General features: G+C 77.0%; 13 protein-coding genes. 6 read left to right on the top strand and 7 right to left on the bottom strand.

The window, feature by feature from the left end; translation table 11 throughout:
* Positions 1–171 precede the first annotated feature (171 nt).
* The 5 genes from C2142_RS27150 to lanL form a co-directional block, all read right to left on the bottom strand.
* On the bottom strand, positions 172–2,127 hold the full coding sequence (locus tag C2142_RS27150; protein WP_194235814.1) for an ABC transporter ATP-binding protein: 1,956 nt from the start codon (positions 2,125–2,127) through the stop codon (positions 172–174).
* Positions 2,127–3,785 (bottom strand): ABC transporter ATP-binding protein, encoded by a 1,659-nt coding sequence (locus C2142_RS27155; RefSeq protein ID WP_148645372.1) that lies wholly within the window; start codon positions 3,783–3,785, stop codon positions 2,127–2,129. Before C2142_RS27155 ends, C2142_RS27150 begins: the two co-directional genes overlap by 1 nt.
* Before the next feature lie 147 nt (positions 3,786–3,932).
* Positions 3,933–4,076 carry a VenA family class IV lanthipeptide gene (locus tag C2142_RS27160; protein WP_153882823.1) on the bottom strand — a complete coding sequence of 48 codons (144 nt, stop codon included), beginning with the start codon at positions 4,074–4,076 and terminating at the stop codon, positions 3,933–3,935.
* A 166-nt stretch (positions 4,077–4,242) separates the two neighbouring features.
* Positions 4,243–6,291, bottom strand: coding sequence for an alpha/beta fold hydrolase (locus C2142_RS27165; protein WP_148645373.1), 2,049 nt, complete (start codon positions 6,289–6,291; stop codon positions 4,243–4,245).
* Positions 6,288–9,326 carry a class IV lanthionine synthetase LanL gene (gene lanL / locus C2142_RS27170; RefSeq protein ID WP_148645374.1) on the bottom strand — a complete coding sequence of 1,013 codons (3,039 nt, stop codon included), beginning with the start codon at positions 9,324–9,326 and terminating at the stop codon, positions 6,288–6,290. Before lanL ends, C2142_RS27165 begins: the two co-directional genes overlap by 4 nt.
* A 605-nt stretch (positions 9,327–9,931) precedes the next feature.
* Between lanL and C2142_RS27175 the strand changes: the two genes are divergently transcribed.
* From C2142_RS27175 to C2142_RS27185, 3 genes are read left to right on the top strand one after another with little or no spacing between them, the layout of a single operon-like run.
* Entirely contained in the window at positions 9,932–10,768 is an 837-nt protein-coding gene (locus tag C2142_RS27175; RefSeq protein WP_148645375.1) for a Nif3-like dinuclear metal center hexameric protein, read from the top strand.
* Positions 10,769–10,791: 23 nt separating this feature from the next.
* Complete coding sequence (locus tag C2142_RS27180) at positions 10,792–11,535, top strand: C4-type zinc ribbon domain-containing protein (protein ID WP_174315754.1); 744 nt, start codon at positions 10,792–10,794, stop codon at positions 11,533–11,535.
* A gap of 4 nt (positions 11,536–11,539) precedes the next feature.
* On the top strand, positions 11,540–12,697 hold the full coding sequence (locus C2142_RS27185; protein ID WP_148645376.1) for a bifunctional RNase H/acid phosphatase: 1,158 nt from the start codon (positions 11,540–11,542) through the stop codon (positions 12,695–12,697).
* A gap of 69 nt (positions 12,698–12,766) precedes the next feature.
* On the opposite strand, the gene yaaA is transcribed toward C2142_RS27185, so the two are convergent.
* A complete protein-coding gene (gene yaaA / locus C2142_RS27190; RefSeq protein WP_148645377.1) occupies positions 12,767–13,552 on the bottom strand; it encodes a peroxide stress protein YaaA in 786 nt (261 codons plus the stop codon).
* A gap of 99 nt (positions 13,553–13,651) precedes the next feature.
* Complete coding sequence (locus C2142_RS27195; RefSeq protein WP_162002553.1) at positions 13,652–14,074, bottom strand: DUF3995 domain-containing protein; 423 nt, start codon at positions 14,072–14,074, stop codon at positions 13,652–13,654.
* A gap of 213 nt (positions 14,075–14,287) precedes the next feature.
* Between C2142_RS27195 and C2142_RS27200 the strand changes: the two genes are divergently transcribed.
* From C2142_RS27200 to C2142_RS27210, 3 genes are all read left to right on the top strand, one after another.
* On the top strand, positions 14,288–14,638 hold the full coding sequence (locus C2142_RS27200; RefSeq protein ID WP_148645379.1) for a hypothetical protein: 351 nt from the start codon (positions 14,288–14,290) through the stop codon (positions 14,636–14,638).
* The gene (locus C2142_RS27205) at positions 14,635–15,030 is read left to right on the top strand and encodes a type II toxin-antitoxin system death-on-curing family toxin (protein ID WP_148645380.1); all 396 of its coding nucleotides are present in this window, start codon (positions 14,635–14,637) and stop codon (positions 15,028–15,030) included. Before C2142_RS27200 ends, C2142_RS27205 begins: the two co-directional genes overlap by 4 nt.
* A gap of 84 nt (positions 15,031–15,114) precedes the next feature.
* Entirely contained in the window at positions 15,115–16,584 is a 1,470-nt protein-coding gene (locus C2142_RS27210; RefSeq protein ID WP_148645381.1) for an RNB domain-containing ribonuclease, read from the top strand.
* Positions 16,585–16,672 lie beyond the last annotated feature (88 nt).

The following is a 16,672-nucleotide window of genomic DNA, read 5'->3' on the forward strand; positions in this document are numbered from 1 at the left end:
CAGAATCGTCTTCCGTGCGAGGGTGCAGGTGTGTCGGCGCCCGTCGGGCGCCGCGGGCGGCGGGCGGACGTGTGGCCGGCATGACCGGGCGCGCGAACAGCGCCGGAGCCGGTGATCACGGCCCGCGCCCCGGCCACCATAACGGCCGGAACGGGCGAGATCCTATCGAGATCACGTCGGGCGGCCCACGAACGACGCGGCGCCGCGCTGCCCGGCCGATCCCAACCAGTGGCCCACCAGTTCGCGGTAGAGCGGCGACAGCACCTGGAGATCGCCGTGCCGTGCGAGCACGCCGCGGCCGCCGTCCAGCAGCAGGACGCGGTCGGCCCGGAGCGCCGAACTGATCCGGTGCGCCACCACGACCAGGATCCCGGGGCGGGCGGCGAAGGCGCGCTCGACCCGGTCCTCGGCGGTGGCGTCCAGGTGGCAGGTCGCCTCGTCCAGCACCACGACGGGCGCGGGGGAGAGGTAGGTCCTCACCAGTGCCAGGAGTTGGCGCTCACCGGCCGAGAGCGCGCCCGGGTCGGCGAGCTCGGCATCGGGGCCGCCGAGCCGGGCGACCAGACCGTCCGCACCCAGGAGGGCTGTGGCGTGGGCGAGTTGGGCATCGGAGGGTCGGGCTCCGGCGGGTGGGGCGGGCCAGCAGAGGTTGGCGCGCACCGTACCCGGGAACACGTACGCCTCCTGCGGGAGCAGCGCCACCAGGCGGGACCGTTCGGGGCCGGGGAGGAGGTGCGGGCGGACGCCGCCCACGCCGACCTCGCCGTCGAGCGGGGCGAGCAGGCCGGCGAGCAGCGCGGCGAGGGTGGACTTCCCCGTTCCGCTCGGGCCGACCACGGCCAGGTGCTCGCCCGGGGCCAACGCCACGTCGAGGCCGGAGAAGACCGGTTCGGCGGCCGGGCCGTGGGCGTAGCGGAGGGCGGTGAGACGGAGGCCGACGGCCGTGGGCGGGGGCGGGGGCGGGGGTGCCGGGGGTACCGGGGGCGCCGGGGAGGAGGGGTCAGCGGGTGCGGGGCGGGGTTCCGGCTCGCCGGACGTGGTGGCGAGCCGGTCGAGGACGACGGCCAGGCTCAGCAGCCACCCGCCGACCGTTCCGGCCAGGGTCCTCACCGCGGGGTCGAGTTGCTGGAGCAGATAGGTGGCCACGCCGAGCAGTTCGCCGGGCGTGAGGCCGCCGTCGCCGAGCAGCCAGGGCGATGCCGCGACCACCGCCAGCACCGGCAGGCGGCCGCCGAGCGCGACCACCAGCGAACGGAGCGCCGCGGCCCGGCCGAGCGCGCGGGACGCTGCGGCGCTGTTCCCGGCGGTGGCGGCGAGGGCCTCGGCCGTCCTGTCGCGGGAGCCGGTGGCCTGGATGTCGCGCAGGCCGTGGAGGGCGCGTCCGGCCTCGGCGGCCAGGCGCTCCTCGGCGAGCACCACGGCGCGTCGGCGCTCCACCAGCGGACGGAGCAGCCGGGCGAACAGCAGGCCGGCGGCGAGCAGCGGGACGAGCACCAGCGGCAGAACGGCCGGCGCGAGCAGGGCGAGGCCCGCCAGGGCGGCGGCCAGGGTCACCCCGACCCCACGCAGCGTGCGGAGCAGGGTGGCGGTCAACTGCCGCGCGGACTCCACCTGTTCGGTCAGCCGGGCGACCTCGGCCGGATCGGCGTGCGGCCGGGCGAGCGCACCCCGGACGACCCGCTCCACCAGGGCGTCGCGCAACGGCTCGACCACGGCCGCGAGGTACGGGAACCCGGCCCGTGCCGCGTACGCACGGGCGGCGGTCACCACCCCGAAGCCGGCCAGCCAGGCCACCCCGACCCCCGGCCGCCCGGCCAGGAACCCCCGGTCCACGGCGGCCGACACCATCAGCCCCGAGGTCAGCGCGGGCAGTGCCTCCACCCCGGACCACCCGAGCAGCCGCCACAGCGCCCCGCGGGTGGTCGCGAGCTGCCGGCCGAGCAGCGCCCAGCCGGGTGGGCGTCGCCGCCCCGGATCTCCCGCGTCCGGTACGCCGTGGCCGTAGCCGCCGCCGGTGTGGTGGCCGGTGCCCAGGACGGCGCTGTGGCCGTGGCCGTGGCCGTCGCGATGGCCGTCGCGGCGGCCGGTGCCCTGGGACGCGCCGTGGCCGGCACTGTGACGGCCCATCAGGCGGTGGCCGCTTCGAGGGCGGTGCCGGAGAGGGTGGCCCGGTAGTCGGGGTCGGCGAGGAGCTCGGCGTGCGGGGCGAGGGCGCGGAGCCGGCCGACGTCGAGCCAGGCGACCAGGTCCGCGCGGGCGGCGGCCGACTCGCGGTGTGCGACCACCAGCCGGGTGCTCCCGTGGGTGGCCCGGTCCAGGGCCTCGGTGATCTGGTACTCGGTGGCGAGGTCGAGCCCCGAGGTGGCGTCGTCCAGCACCAGAACCCGGGCCGGCCGGGCCAGCAGCCTTGCCAGTCCGAGGCGTTGCAACTCGCCGCCGGAGAGCCGGAGCTCGTCCAGCGGGGTGTCCCAGCCGGCGGGCAGCCGCCGCAGGAAGCCGTCCGCCCGGGCCGCGGCCACAGCCGCGGGGCCGGCGCCGTCCAGCGCGTCGCGGACCGTCCGGCCGGTCAGCGCAGGGCGTTCGAAGGCGTAGCCGACGGCACGCCGCAGTTCGGGGGCGGCCAACTCCCCGACGGGGACGCCGTCGACGAGAACCCGCCCCTCGTCGGGGTCGCGCAGCCGGCCGGGCAGGGCGGCCAGCAGGGACTTGCCGCAGCCGGAACGGCCGACCAGGGCGACGGTGCACCCGCCCGGGACGGTCAGGTCGAGCGGCCCGAGCAGCACCCGGTCGCCGTCGCGCACCACCACGCCCCGGAAGGCGAGTTCGCCCGCGCCGCCCTCCGGCAGGACGGCCGCGCCGCCGGTGGCCGGTGCGAGCGCCAGCAGTTCGTCCACCCGGACCTGCCCGGCCCGTGCGTGCGCCACCCCGACCAACGCCTCGACCTGCTCGAACAGTCCGGCCCCGAGCGCCGCCCAGCCGGCCGCCGCCGCGAGGGCGCCGGGCGCCAGCGTGCCCGCCGCCACCAGGGCGCCGGCCGTGGCAAGCACCGCCACCTCGACCACGGCGATCAGCAGCGTCGCCTGCCACGCCGTCCGCCGCTGCGCCGCCCAGAGCGCGTGCCCGGCCGCCGAGAGCGCGGGCAGCGGCTCCAGCACGCGCGCCTCCTCGCTCCGCTGGGCCCCGGCCGCGTGGATGCTGCGCAGCCCCGTGAGCGCTCCGGTCAGCCGGGCGGCGAGGTCGGCCTGCACCTCCTGGTAGCGGACGAAGACCTGCCCGGCCTCCCGCAGGAAGAGCCGGATCAGCACCACCCCGGGCACCACGCCGCCGAAGAAGGCGAGCGCCAGCCACGGCGAGAGCACCCCGAGCCCGACGATCGCGCCGGCCGAGGTGAGCAGTGCGGTGGCGGCGCCGAGCACGGCGGGCAGCCGGCCGCCGGCGTCGGCCGCGGAGCCGACCAGCCGGGCGGCCAGGTCGCCGGGCGGCGGGCCGTCGCGCCACAGGCGGCCGCCGGGGCCGAGGGCGAGCAGGTGGCGGACCAGCCGCCCGCGCAGGCCGGCGGTGGCCTCGGCCGCGCAGGCGGGGCCGGCCGCGGCGGCGAGCGCGTTGGCGGCGGCGGCCGTGCCGACGACGAGGGCGAGCAGGGCGGACGCGCAGTGCCCGGCGTCCCGGTCGAGCGCGGCGTCGACGGCCCCGGCGAGGGCCGGGGGCAGGGCGAGCGTGGTGGCGGCCTCGGCGGGCAGGGCGACGGCCAGCGCGAGGGTCCAGCCGGTGGGGCGGCGGGGCATGGGCGGACTCCCGTCGGGGCGGGTGGAGGAAGAAGGGGGAAGCGGGTGGAGGAAGGGGGAAAGGGACGGCGCCGCTCCCGCCTGTCCGGACAGGCGGGAGCGGCGCCCGTGGGCCACCGCGTCAGAGGGTGGCCGACCGCCGTACGACTAGCTGATCGTGAAGATCAGGCAGGTCAGGATGAGACAGGTGTACTGGCAGCCGCCGCCGTGGCCGGTCAGCTCGACGGACTCGGTCTCGGGCAGCTCCTGCAGGGCCGCGAGGTCGGTCTCGAAGTCCACCATGTTCTCCATGATCTGGGTCCTCCCCTGGTGTTTCCGCCCGTCGCGATCTGCGGTGCGGGCGATCGGTGGTGCTCCCGCGGTGGCCTCCATCCACCGCCGCGGGTACCAACCCGGGCCATCGGGGCCCGGGAGTCTGTGAGGCCGGCCGGGGCGTCGGGCCCGGCCGGCCGGCCGGTCACCCCGGACGGCCGGTCCGCAGGAAGGCGGCCAGCAGCTCGTGCAGCACGGCGGCACCGTCCTCCGCCAGCACCTCGTGCCCGGCGCCGGCCGCCTCCACGTACCGGAAGTCGGCGCCCTCGGAGCGGCCGATCCGCAGCAGTTCGTGCCGCAGTGAACGGGACTGGCTCACCGGGACGACCTCGTCCCGGTCGCCGTGCACGACCAGGAGCGGCGCGTTGAGCCGGTGCGCCAGCTGGAGCACGTCGCGCGGGCCGCGGGCGTCCGCGATCGGCTCGCCGCCGCCCAGCCGGGTCGTCAACGCCCTCACCGGGGAAGCCGCTTCGGACAGCAGACGGGCACCGGACAGGAACGGCGCGACCACCGCGCAGCGTGCGACCTGTTCGGCGGGCGCGTGCGCCGCGGCCAGCAGGGCCAGGAACGCGCCGTAGCTGACGCCGAACAGGGCGGGCGGCTCCAGGCCGAGCGCGGCGCGCTGGCCCGCGAGGCCGTCCAGCAGGTACAGGACGTCGTCGAGGTCGGGGCCGCCCCAGGCGCCCCGGATGGCCATCGCGTGCGCCACCCCGTAACCGGTGGAACCGCGTTGGTTGGGGGCGACGACGGCGAGCCCCTCGGCCGCCATCCGCTGCAGGGCGGGGTCGAACTCCAGCCGCCAGGCGTCCGCCGGGCCGCCGTGCAGGGCGAGCACCAGGTGCGGGCTGCTCAGCCAGGCGTCGCCGCCGTACACCACGGCCTCCAGCGGCCCTGCCGGACCGGCGAGTTCGATGCTCTGGGCCGGGTGCCAGCGGCCGCCGTCGCCGGGCGGCGTGGAGCCGTCCAGCCGCCAACCGGCGGGCGCGGCAGGGGCGGTGCGTGCTCCGCCGGGCTGCCAGGGCAGGACGACGTCCCGCCACGGCCCGGGGAGGCCGGAGCCCGGCAGGCCGGTGCCGAGCGGTGCCAACTGCAGGGGCAGCGGCGCCGGTCCGGGCCCGGCGGAGGCCGGGCCGTGGGCCAGCAGCGCGTCGACGTCCAGGGTGGCCAGCGCCGTCGGATGGTCGGGGGAGGAGTACGGCATCCGCAGCCCCGCCTCCGACCAGTGGCCGGCCGCGCCGAGCCGCCCGGGCGGCACCGGCAGCGGGTCCAGTCGTCCGGCGGCGGGCCGCCACAGGGCCAGCGCCGAGCCCGCGCCGTGGTCGATCTGGACCACCACCCGGACCCCCTCCGGCGCGGGCCGCAGCGCCACCGGCCGCAGGAGCATGCCGGACACGTGCAGGCACTCCGGGAACCGCAGGGGCCCGCCGCCGCCCAGCAGGCCCCAGCCGAGCCGGTCGGTGCCGGGTGCGTCGCTGCGCACCATCGCGAAGCGGCTGTCCGGGTCGAACAGCACCAGCCGGTCGTTGCTGCGTTCGCCGATCTCCAGCAGTGGGGTGACGGTGCCGCTGCGCAGGTCCAGGACGACGGTGCGGACGACGCCCGCGCCGACCCGGTCGAGTGCCAGCAGGGCGCCGGCCCGGTCGAGCCAGACGCCGCCGCCGTGCAGCCCGGGGATCTCGGCGACCTGGCGGGGCTCGCTCCCGTCCGCGTGCACCAGCCAGACGGTGGTGGCCGGCCGGGTGTCGGTGCCCAGCGCCACGGCGACCGGGACGCGTGCGCCGTCCGCTGTGCGTGCGCCGTCCGCTGCGGGTGAGCCCGCGGCGGACGCCGGAAGCGGCAGCAGGCGCAGGCCGGGCCGTTTGAAGGCGGCCAGCCGGCGTTCGGTGGTGGCCGGTTCACAGCCCGGCCCGGCGGCGTCGAGCGCCACCAGTTCGTGCCGCTCACCGTCGTGCCGGCAGACCAGGACGGAGCCGTCCGGCAACGCGATCAGCTGCGAGCGCAGGTTCTCGGACCGGTTGCCGGGCAGCGCGAGCGGGGTCGGTACGGCCGGGCCGGACGCCGGCAGGTCCCAACTCTCCGCGTACCAGCCGCCGTCGGCGGCGGACGCGAGGCAGGCGGCATGGCTGCCGTCGGCGGCGAAGGAGAAGCTGAGGCGGCGCAGGGCGTGCGTCGCGCTCCTGGTGGCCACGGTCATGTCGCCCTCGTTTCGCCTGCGGGGGGCGGCAGTTCCCCGGACGGGACCGGAGGCACCGGGTCCACCCAGAGCCGGGGGCCGCCGTGGCACAGCCGCAGCAGGAAGGCGAGCGGGCCCGCCGTCCCGGTGCCGTACGCGGCGGAACAGCCGGTGCCGGTCTCGTCGGGAAGGACCAGTAGTCCGTTGCGCAGGGCGGACCTGGCGGTGATCAGCTGCGCCAACTCCTCGGCGCCCGCGCGGAATTCGGCGTCTCCGGTGAACCCGGCCAGGTCGAGCAGGTATTCGCCGTTCCCGGCCAGTCCGTGGCAGGCGCTGACGCCGCAGTGCCAGCGCCCGGCCAGCACGGCCCGTCCCGCGGCGAGGGCGAGTTCACGCGCGGTGGCATCGCCGGTGACCTGCCAGAGCCGGAGCAGGAAGGTGCCCGCGCCCGAGGCGCCGCTGCACCAGTGGGCGAGCCTGACGTGCTCGGGGTCGCCGGCGTCCTGCGGCCACCAGGCGCTCTCCCGCGTGCCGCCGACGGTCTCCCGCCGCACGGTGCGCGCGAGTGTACGCCCGGCCTCGACGGCGCCGGCGAGCAGTGCCTGGTCCCCGGTGGCCTCGCCGGCGGCCAGCAGGAACGCGCCGACGCCCGCCACCCCGTGGGCGAACCCGAGGTGGGTGATCCCGGCGAGCGCCGAGTCGAAGTCCTCCGGTACCGGCCAGACCGTGCCGTACGGCGAGGGCCGTGCGGCGGCCAGCAGGCCGTGCCCGCAGGCGGTGGCCCGGGCGAGGAACTCCCGGGCGGCGCCCGTTCCCGGGTCCTCGGCCGCGAAGCGCAGCTGGAGGTGGCCGGCGCCGGCGGCGCCGTGGCAGACGTCGGGGTTGGGCCACTTGACGGCTATCCCGCGGGCCAGTCCGGCGGCGCGTCCGGCGAGGGCGTGGTCGCCCAGCGATCCGGCGGCGTCCAGCAGGGCCCAGGCGGTGCCCGAGCGGCCGAAGTGCAGCCCCGGCAGGACGACCGGCTCGGCGGCGCACCGGCGCTCGATCCACTCCACCGCGGTCCGCGTCGTCTCACGGGCCTCGTCCCGCACTCCGGCCGGCAGCCCGCCGGTCACGGCCGCCCGGGCGAGCAGTGCCAGCACCCCGGCGGCGCCGTGCTGGACGTTGCAGGGGTCGGACCGCTCCCCGGCCGGGACGGCGGGCCAGAGCCGGTCGCGCCGCAGCGGGGTGGCGGTGGCGGCGAGGTGTCGCAGGCCGTCGTGCAGCACCCGGTCGACGATCGTCCCGCCGCTCCCCGTGGGCCGGGTTTCCACGGCGCTCACCTGCGGCCCGCCGGCCGTGTCCGTGCAGCTGTCGCCCGATCCGCCGGCCGTGTCCGTGCCGCTGTCGCCCGATCCGCCGGCCGTCGTCGCGGGCCCGCCCGTCAGGGCCTCCCGTACGCGGTGAAGCCGCCACCGCTGCTCCGGGTCCTCCGCGCGCAGCCCCAGTACCAGGGGTGCGAGCCGCCGGGCCGTGTCGCCGCCGCGGGCGGCGAGCGCGAGCCAGCGGCCGAGGCGGTCGGCGACCGGGCGGGCGCACGGCAGGTCCTCGGGCAGCAGCGGGTCGTGGCCGGTCGCGAGCAGGAAGAAGAGGCCGCCGAGCGCATAGAGGTCTGCGGTCGGCTCGGCTGCGCAGACGCCGCCCGCGCCCGTGCCGCCCGCGCCGCCCGCGCCGCCCTCGGCCGGGCCGCCGTCCGACGGCGCGCCGTCGACCAGGGCGAGCCGCCCCGGCCCCTGCTCGGGGGCACGGTAGCCCGGGGTGCCGGCCGAGCCGGCGCGGCGGCCTGCCTCGGCGGCCAGCTCCAGGTCCACCAGCCGCAGGGTGCCGTCGGGCTGCACCAGGACGTTGCCGGGGGAGAGGTCGCGGAGCACCAGGCCCAGCTCGTGCACCCGCTCGACCAGGTCGAGCAGGGCGTGCACCAGCGGTCCGGCCTCGGCCCAGTCGACGTCGGGGCTGCCGTCGCGGCGCAGCCGGGCCGCGACCCAGCCGCCCAGCGGCTGCCCGGCGATTCGTTCCTGCACGAGGAACAGCGAGTCGTCCTGCTCGATCAGTTCGACCGGTCGCGGTGCCAGCCCCAGGCCCTCCAGCCGGGCCAGCAGTGCGGCCTCGTGCCGCAGCGCGGCCCGGGCGTCGGTGCCGGAGCGGTCCACCTCGATGTGCGCGCGGGCCTGCTTGACCACGACCTCCGCGCCGGCGTCGGTGTCCCGGCCGAGGAAGACGCCGCCCTTGGCGCTGTGCCGGATCGCGCCGGTGATCACGTACCGCCCGGCCAGCAGCACGCCGCCGGCCCCGCGCCGGGCCGCGGCCGGCTTGGCCGCCCCGGGCCCGCGGCGGTCGGCGCCGGCTCCCCGGCCCTCGGCCCCCCGCCCTTCCGCCAGCGGGTCGCGCGCCCACGGCGGGCACCGGTACGTCGCCCCGCGCACGTCCTCGACCAGCTCGCCGTCCGGCCCGCGCAGCATCGACCGGTAGCCGCCGTCGTTGCCCAGCTCGGCACGGGCCGCGAAGGCGCCGTACCGGTAGTGGACGCGGCTGCCGGGCCGGTACGGCCGGTCGGAGAGCACGACCGGGCCGGGCAGGCCGTCGGTGGCCCGGTGCAGGGCGGCGGCGAGCCGCCGGAACTGCTCCTCGCCCTCCGGGTAGACGGTGATGAACTTCCCTGCCGAACCCCGGTCGCTGTTGCGCGAGTTGAGCTCGTGCAGCTGCTCCGGCCCGGCGGCGAACTTGAACGCGCACGGATCGTCGGCCAGCACCTCGGTGACGGCGGCGAGCACCGCGCCCCCCACGGCGGACGCCGCGCTGACGTGGATCTTCCAGCCCTCCCCGGCCAGTTCTCCCGCGGACGGCCTGGCCGTGCACCAGAAGCCCTCGGCGGTGACCTCCCAGTCGCCGCCGCCTCCCCGGCCCCCGGCGCCGGCCAGCGCCGTCCGTGTGACCTCCGGCCACGAGCCGGCCGCAGCCGGCCCGTGGCCCGCCGATCCCCTTCCCCCGGCCGTGCGAAGCGAGGTGCCCGTCCCCATCCGCTCTCACATCCCTTCGTCTCGGCCGGCGCCCGCCGGTGCCCACTGCTCCGGCACCCGGGCACACGGCCACGGCCTGATCGGTTTCTCGGAGGTAACGGGAGTGCCGCCCCGGTCGCGTCCGCCGCGGCCCTCGGCCGGGGTCCGGTCCGGACCCCTTCCCGAGGTGCGGTCCGAACCCCTCCCGGGGCCGGTGCGGACCCCGCCTGACCAGGGCCCGAGCTCCGGCGGAGCACCTTCCCGACCCACACGGTCGGGGCAACTCCCGTTCGCAGAAGTGAAGTTACTTTCGGTTTCGGGGCGGACTCAACGCGTAGCGAGTCACTTCACTCGTAAGGGTGATCTGAGCACTGTTTCGAATTCGTGCGAGCCGCCCCCTGTGAGCGGCGAGCCCCGCGTGCCCCGGCGGACGGGGCGCCCGAACGGCCCGTACGCCGTCTCCGCCCGCGCCCCGGGCGCCGTCCGAACGCGCTGAACCGCAGGTTGACGCGCACCTGTGCGCCCCGTCCCCGCACCGGACACCGGCCGTCCCCCGAGCCGGGCACCCCGCCTTCCCGGCGGGCCGGGCGGCCCGGGCGCCCCCGCGCGCACGGTAGTCTCGACAGGTGCCGAAACTGTCCGAGGTCATTGCCGCGCTCGAAGAGGTCTACCCGCCCCAGTGGGCGGAGTCCTGGGACGCCGTCGGCCTGGTCTGCGGGGACCCTCAGGCCGAGGTCGGACGCGTGCTCTTCGCCGTCGACCCCGTGCAGGCGGTCGTCGACGAGGCCGTCGAGTGGGGTGCCGACCTGGTGGTCACCCACCACCCCCTCTATCTGCGCGGCACCACCAGCGTCGCCGCGACCACCTTCAAGGGCCGGGTCGTGCACACGCTGATCCAGAGCGGCATCGCCCTGCACGTGGCGCACACCAACGCCGACCACGCCGACCCGGGCGTCTCCGACGCGCTGGCCGAGGCGGTCGGCGTCCGCGTGACCGGTCCGCTGGTGCCGGACCCGACCGACCCGCTGGGCCGGCGCGGCGCCGGCCGGATCGGCCTGCTGGAGCCCCCGCTCACGCTCTCCGTCTTCGCCGCCCAGGTCGCCAGGGGCCTGCCGGCCACCGCCGCCGGCGTCCGGGTCTCCGGCGACCCGAACCGGCTGATCAGCCGCGTCGCGGTGTGCGGCGGTTCGGGCGACAGCATGTTCGCCGAGGTGCGGGCGGCCGGCGTCGACGCCTACCTCACCGCCGACCTGCGCCACCACCCGGCGTCCGAGGCCGCCGAGGCGGCGCCGGTCGCGCTGGTCGACGCGGCGCACTGGGCCACCGAGTGGCCCTGGCTCGCCCTGGCCGAGCGGGCGCTGCACGGTGCCGCCGAGAAGCGGGGCTGGGCCGTGGAGACCAAGGTCTCCCACAAGGTCACCGACCCGTGGACCGCGCACGCCTCCATGTCCTTCACCGCCTGACCCGATTCACAGGAGCTCTCCGCTTGAACGCCGCGCCCGCCGACCAGATCCGCCTGCTCGACCTCCAGGCCATCGACTCGAAGCTCGACCAGCTGGCCCACCGGCGTCGCAGCCTGCCCGAGCACGCCGAGATCGAGAAGGCCACCGCCGACCACACCGCGCTGAAGGACCTGGTCGTCGCCGCCCAGGCCCAGCAGGGCGACACCACCCGCGAGCTGACCAAGGCCGAGCAGGACGTCGAGCAGGTCCGCGCCCGCTCCGCCCGCAACCAGCAGCGCCTGGACTCCGGCGCGATCACCTCGCCGAAGGACCTGGAGAACCTCCAGCACGAGATCGGCTCGCTCGCCAAGCGCCAGGGCGACCTCGAGGAGGTCGTGCTGGAGATCATGGAGCGGCTGGAGTCGGCCCAGACCCGGGTCACCGAGCTGACCGCGCGTCTGGAGCACTCCTCGGTCGTGCTCAAGGAGGCCGAGGCCCGCCGCGACGCCGCCTTCGCCGAGATCGACGGCGAGGCCGACCGGGTCCGCCGCGAGCGCGAGACCGTCGCCGTCGTCATCCCGGCCGACCTGCTGAAGCTCTACACCCGTCTGCGCGAGCAGCAGGGCGGCGTCGGCGCGGCCCGCCTGTTCCAGCGCCGCTGCGAGGGCTGCCGGGTCGAGTTCGCAGTCTCCGACCTGAACGCCATCAAGGCCGAGCCCAAGGACGCGGTCGTCCGCTGCGACAACTGCGGCCGCATCCTGGTGCGCACCGCGGAATCGGGCATCTGAGCCGGTGGCGGGGCGCAGGTTCATCGTCGAGGCGGACGGCGGCTCCCGGGGCAACCCGGGGCCGGCCGGCTACGGTGCGGTGGTCCGGGACGGCGACACCGGTCAGATCATCGCCGAGGCCGCCGAGTTCATCGGCCACGCCACCAACAACGTGGCCGAGTACAAGGGCCTGATCGCCGGCCTGAAGGCGGCCCGGGAGATCGACCCGGACGCCTCGGTGGACGTCCGGATGGACTCCAAGCTGGTGGTCGAGCAGATGTCCGGGCGCTGGAAGATCAAGCACCCCGACATGCAGCCGCTCGCCGCCGAGGCCCGTGGCGTCCTCCCGCGCGGCCAGGTCAAGTACACCTGGATCCCGCGCGAGCGGAACAAGGACGCCGACCGGCTCGCCAACGAGGCGATGGACGCGGGCAAGGCCGGCCGCCAGTGGGAGCCCAAGCCGCTGAAGGCCGCGTCGCCCGTCGTCGTGGAGCCGGCCGCCGAGCCGCCGCTGGAGAAGGCGGTGCCGAAGGCCGGCTGGGCGGCCGCCGCCGACCTCGGGACGCCGACCACCTTCGTGCTGCTGCGCCACGGCGAGACCCACCTCACCCCGGAGAAGCGCTTCTCCGGCAGCGGCGGCAGCGACCCGGAGCTCTCCGAGAAGGGCCGCTGGCAGGCCGAGCGGGCCGCCGAGGCGCTGGCCGCGCGCGGCTCCGTCCAGGCCGTGGTCAGCTCGCCGATGCGCCGCACCCGGGAGACCGCGGAGATCGTCGCCGCCCGCCTGGGACTGGAGGTCCGGTACGAGGAGGGGCTGCGCGAGGTCGACTTCGGCGCCTGGGAGGGCCTCACCTTCGCCGAGGTCCAGCAGCACTACCCGGACGACCTCAACGCCTGGCTCGGCTCGCCCAGGGCCAAGCCGACCGGCAGCGGCGAGAGCTTCACCACCCTCACCCACCGGGCCGGGGTCGCCCGCGACAAGATCCTCGCCCGCCACCCGGGGAAGACCGTGCTGGTCGTCTCGCACGTCAGCCCGATCAAGACGCTGGTCCGGCTCGCCCTCGGCGCCCCGCCGGACTCGCTCTACCGGATGGAGCTGTCCGCCGCCTCGCTCTGCGCCGTCCAGTACTACGCGGACGGCAACGCCTCGGTGCGGCTGCTCAACGACACCGGGCACCTGCGCTGACCCTGCCGACGCAACGGCGGCGGGCTCCCCACGGAGCCCGCCGCCGTTCGCACACCGGAACCCCGCCGGTCAGTGGATCTCGGTGACCACCACGTCCAGCTGCCACGGCTTGCGCGCGGTGCCCTCGGCCGCGACCTCCACCCGGTGGCCCAGCCCGAGCAGCGCGTCCACCAGCTCACCGGGCGTCTTCGGCTCGGCGCCCGCCACCAGCAGGTCGCGCACCAGCCGGCCCTTGGTCGCCTTGTTGAAGTGGCTCACCACCGTGCGCCTGCCGTTCCGCTCCTGGAGCACCTGCACGGTCGCCGTCCGGGACACCACCTCGCCGGCCGGCTTCCACGCCGCCGCGTACGCCGAGCTGCGCAGGTCCAGGACCAGCCCGTCCGCCACCTCCGGCAGCACGGACGCCGTCGCGCCCCGCCAGTACGCGCCGAGCGCCCCCGGCCCGGGGAGTTTCACGCCCATCGAGCAGCGGTAGGGCGGAATCCGGTCGCCGATCCGCACCGCACCCCAGAGCCCCGAGAAGACCAGCAGCGAACGCGCGGCCCGGTCGTACGCCGCCTCGTCCAGCGTGGCCAGCCCGAGGTTGTCGAACAGCACCCCGGTGTACACCTCACCGGCCGGCAGCGCGCCCGCCGTCGGCAGCGCGGCGTTGCGCGCGATCTCGCCGCGCAGGCCGGGGCTCAGCCCGAGCACCTCGGCGGCCGTGTCCTCGTCCCCCCGGCAGAGCCCGACCAGCGCCTCCAGGACCTGCTCCCGCGCCGCCGTCAGCCCGGGCAGCGACAGCCCGTCCAGTGCCACCGGCACCCCGTCCCCGGACGCGGCCTTGCCCTCCGAGGGCGGCAACAGCACCAGCACAGCGGACTCCTCAACAGTTTGTGGCGGACGATCCCCGCCACCCTACGCAAAACCACCCCGCCCCCGGAGACCCGGTCCGGCCGGTGAACGGCCGGGGGCCTACTCCCCGCGCCGAGCCCCGCCGGCCACCGCGACCACGGCGGCCCCGGTGCCGAGAGCCAGGCAGAGCGGCGAGTAGTACCGGGTGTCCAGTCGCCGGAACCGCTCCGAGCGCGCCACCAAGCCCCCGCCGAACATCGCCAGCCCGCCCGCGCCCCGTGCCAGCATCACCCCGGCGACCGCCCGGACCCCCTGTCGCCGCACCCATGCCGGCCCGGCCTTGGGCAGCACGCCGGCCTCCGCGCCCACCAGGTACGCCGCCGAACCGAGCAGCCCCGCCACCGCCACGCACGCGGCCGCCGGCGGCACCCCGTCACCGGTGCCGACCACCGTGTCCGCGAACTCCTCCGGCGTCCGCAACGGCCACGGCGTCACCGCCCACACCGCGTGCAGCGCCCCCGTCGCCGCCAGCACCCCGGCCACCGCCGCCCCGCGACCTTCACCGCGCCCATCGCCGAACCCCCTCCGCAGAACACCGGTTCATGTCCCGACCACGCTACGGCCCCCTTACGCGTCCCGGCCCACCGCCGTGGCCGTCGGCGTCGCCGCGCCCGCCGCGCCCGCCGTGTCCCCGAAAAAGCGCTGGTCACCGCGGTCCGGTACCTCTACCGTCGACGTGACGAGGAGTGTGACGCGATGACCCTGCGACCCCTGGACCTGGTCCCCGGCGACGACGACGCCGTGGAGGAGTCCCTGCCCGTCCGCCTGCCCGCCGGCCTTCCGGCCGAGACCAGGCAGGCGCTGGAGTTCGCACTGGAGGCGGCCGCGCAGGCGGTGCTGGCCGGCCGGGTGCGGGTCACCGGGGCACCGGACGAGGACGACCGCGCCGAGCTGGCCTTCGACGTGCGCCAGTCCGAGCTCCCCGACGCCCTGGCCGAGCCCGCCCGGGCCGCCGCCGAGCCCGGCCGCGCCGAGCGCCGCGCCGCCATGGTGGCCCGGATCCGCGAGGCCAACGCGGAGACGCTGGAGAGGCTGAAGGACCTGTGAACGCGACGGGGGGAACGAACGACGTCGAGTACCTCGACCTGGAGGACGTCACCTACCTCGCCGGCGGCCCGGAGAACATACGCGACCTCGGCGCGCTGCTCTCCGCGCTGGGCCGCCCGCAGGCGAGCCTGTTCGGCGGGGACGCCTACCCTGACCTCTGGACCAAGGCCGCCGCGCTCGGCCAGAGCCTCGCCCGCAACCACCCGCTGATCGACCGGAACAAGCGCACCGCCTTCGAGGCGATGCTGCTCTTCCTCGACTACAACGACGAGCCCTACGGCGACCCGCACCCGGACGATGCGGTCGCCTTCATGCTCCGCCTGGCCACCGGCGGCTACGACGAGTCCGTCGCCCTCGCGGCCAAGGACCTCAGGTCCCTCCTGGGCCGCTGAGCACTCCCGGAGCGCGGCCCGGCCACCGGCGCGCCCGGTGGCCGGGTCCGTCTGCAATCACCCGATTCGCCCTACGCTGCCTCCATGCCACGCCGAAAACTGCGCGTCAAGGCCGCCGACTCCGCCCGGATCAACGCCGAACTGACCGAGCTGCGCGCCCGCCTGGAGATCCACACCGAGTGGCCCGACCCGGTCCTCGCGGAGGCGGAGGAGGCCGCCCGCACGCCCCGGCTGCCGGAGTACGACGCGACCGGGCTGCCGCTCCTCACCGTCGACCCGCCCGGCTCCCGGGACCTCGACCAGGCCATGCACCTGGCCCACCGCCCGGGCGGCGGCTACCGGGTGCACTACGCGATCGCCGACGTCGCCGCCTTCGTCCGGCCCGGCGGGCTGATCGACGCCGAGGCCCGGCGCCGCGTCCAGACCCTCTACTTCCCGGACCACCGCGTCCCGCTGCACCCGGCCCGGCTCTCCGAGGACGCGGCCAGCCTGCTGCCGGGCGAGACCCGCCCCGCCCTGCTCTGGCAGCTCGACCTGGACGCGGACGGCGCCGTCGTCCTCGCCGACCTGCGGCGTGCCCTCGTCCGCTCGCACCGCCGGCTCGACTACGCCGCCGTCCAGCGCGCCGTCGACGCGGGCGGCGCCGACGAGCAGCCCGCCCTCCTCGCCACCGTCGGCCGGCTGCGCGAGGAACAGGAACGGGCCCGAGGCGGGATCAGCCTGCCCGTCCCCGAGCAGGAGATCGAGGAGACCCTGCACGGCTACGTCCTCGGCTACCGCGCACCCGCCCCCGCCGACGGCTGGAACGCCCAGATCTCGCTGCTCACCGGCATGGCCGCAGCCGAGCTGATGCTGGACGCCGGCGTCGGACTGCTGCGCACCCTGCCCGCCGCCCCGCCGGAGGCGTACCAGCGACTGCGCCGCACCGCCCGCGCGCTGGACGTCGACTGGCCCGACGGCCTGCCGTACCCGGAGCTGGTCCGCTCGCTGGACCCGGACGTCCCGCTGAACGCGGCGTTCCTCAACGAGTGCACCGGTTTGCTGCGCGGCGCCGGGTACCACGCCTTCGACACGGCGCAGGGCCTGCCCGTCCCGGCGGATCCGGCGCACGCCGCGCTGGCCGCACCGTACGCGCACTGCACCGCGCCGCTGCGCCGGCTGGGCGACCGCTTCGCCCAGGAGGTCTGCGCGGCCGTCGCCGCCGGCGAGTCGGTGCCCGACTGGGCCCGGGAGGCGCTGCCCGCCGTGCCGTCCCTGATGGCGGGCGGGGACCGCCGCTCGGCCGAGGTCGAGCGGGCCTGCGTGGACCTGGTGGAGGCCGAGCTGCTGGCGGGCCGGGAGGGGGAGGACTTCCCGGCGCTGGTGATCGACGTGGACGAGCAGCGGCCCGCCCGCGGCACCGTCCAACTGCGCGAGCCGGCCGTCCGGGCCCGCTGCGAACGCCCCGACGACGCGTCGGGGGCCGGCCGCGGCCTGCCGCTCGGCGGGGAGGTCCTCGCGCGGCTGACGGTCGCCGACCCGGCCACCCGGACGGTCCGCTTCACCGCCGTCTGACCCCGCCCCCGGTGGGAGGATCGTCCCGTGGCCGAACCGAACCCCCGCAGGACGCCCCCGGGCGAGCACCCCGGCACGCCGTCCGCCC

It is taken from the genome of Streptomyces sp. CB01881, from assembly GCF_002953255.1.
In the GTDB taxonomy this organism is placed as follows: Bacteria; Actinomycetota; Actinomycetes; order Streptomycetales; family Streptomycetaceae; genus Kitasatospora.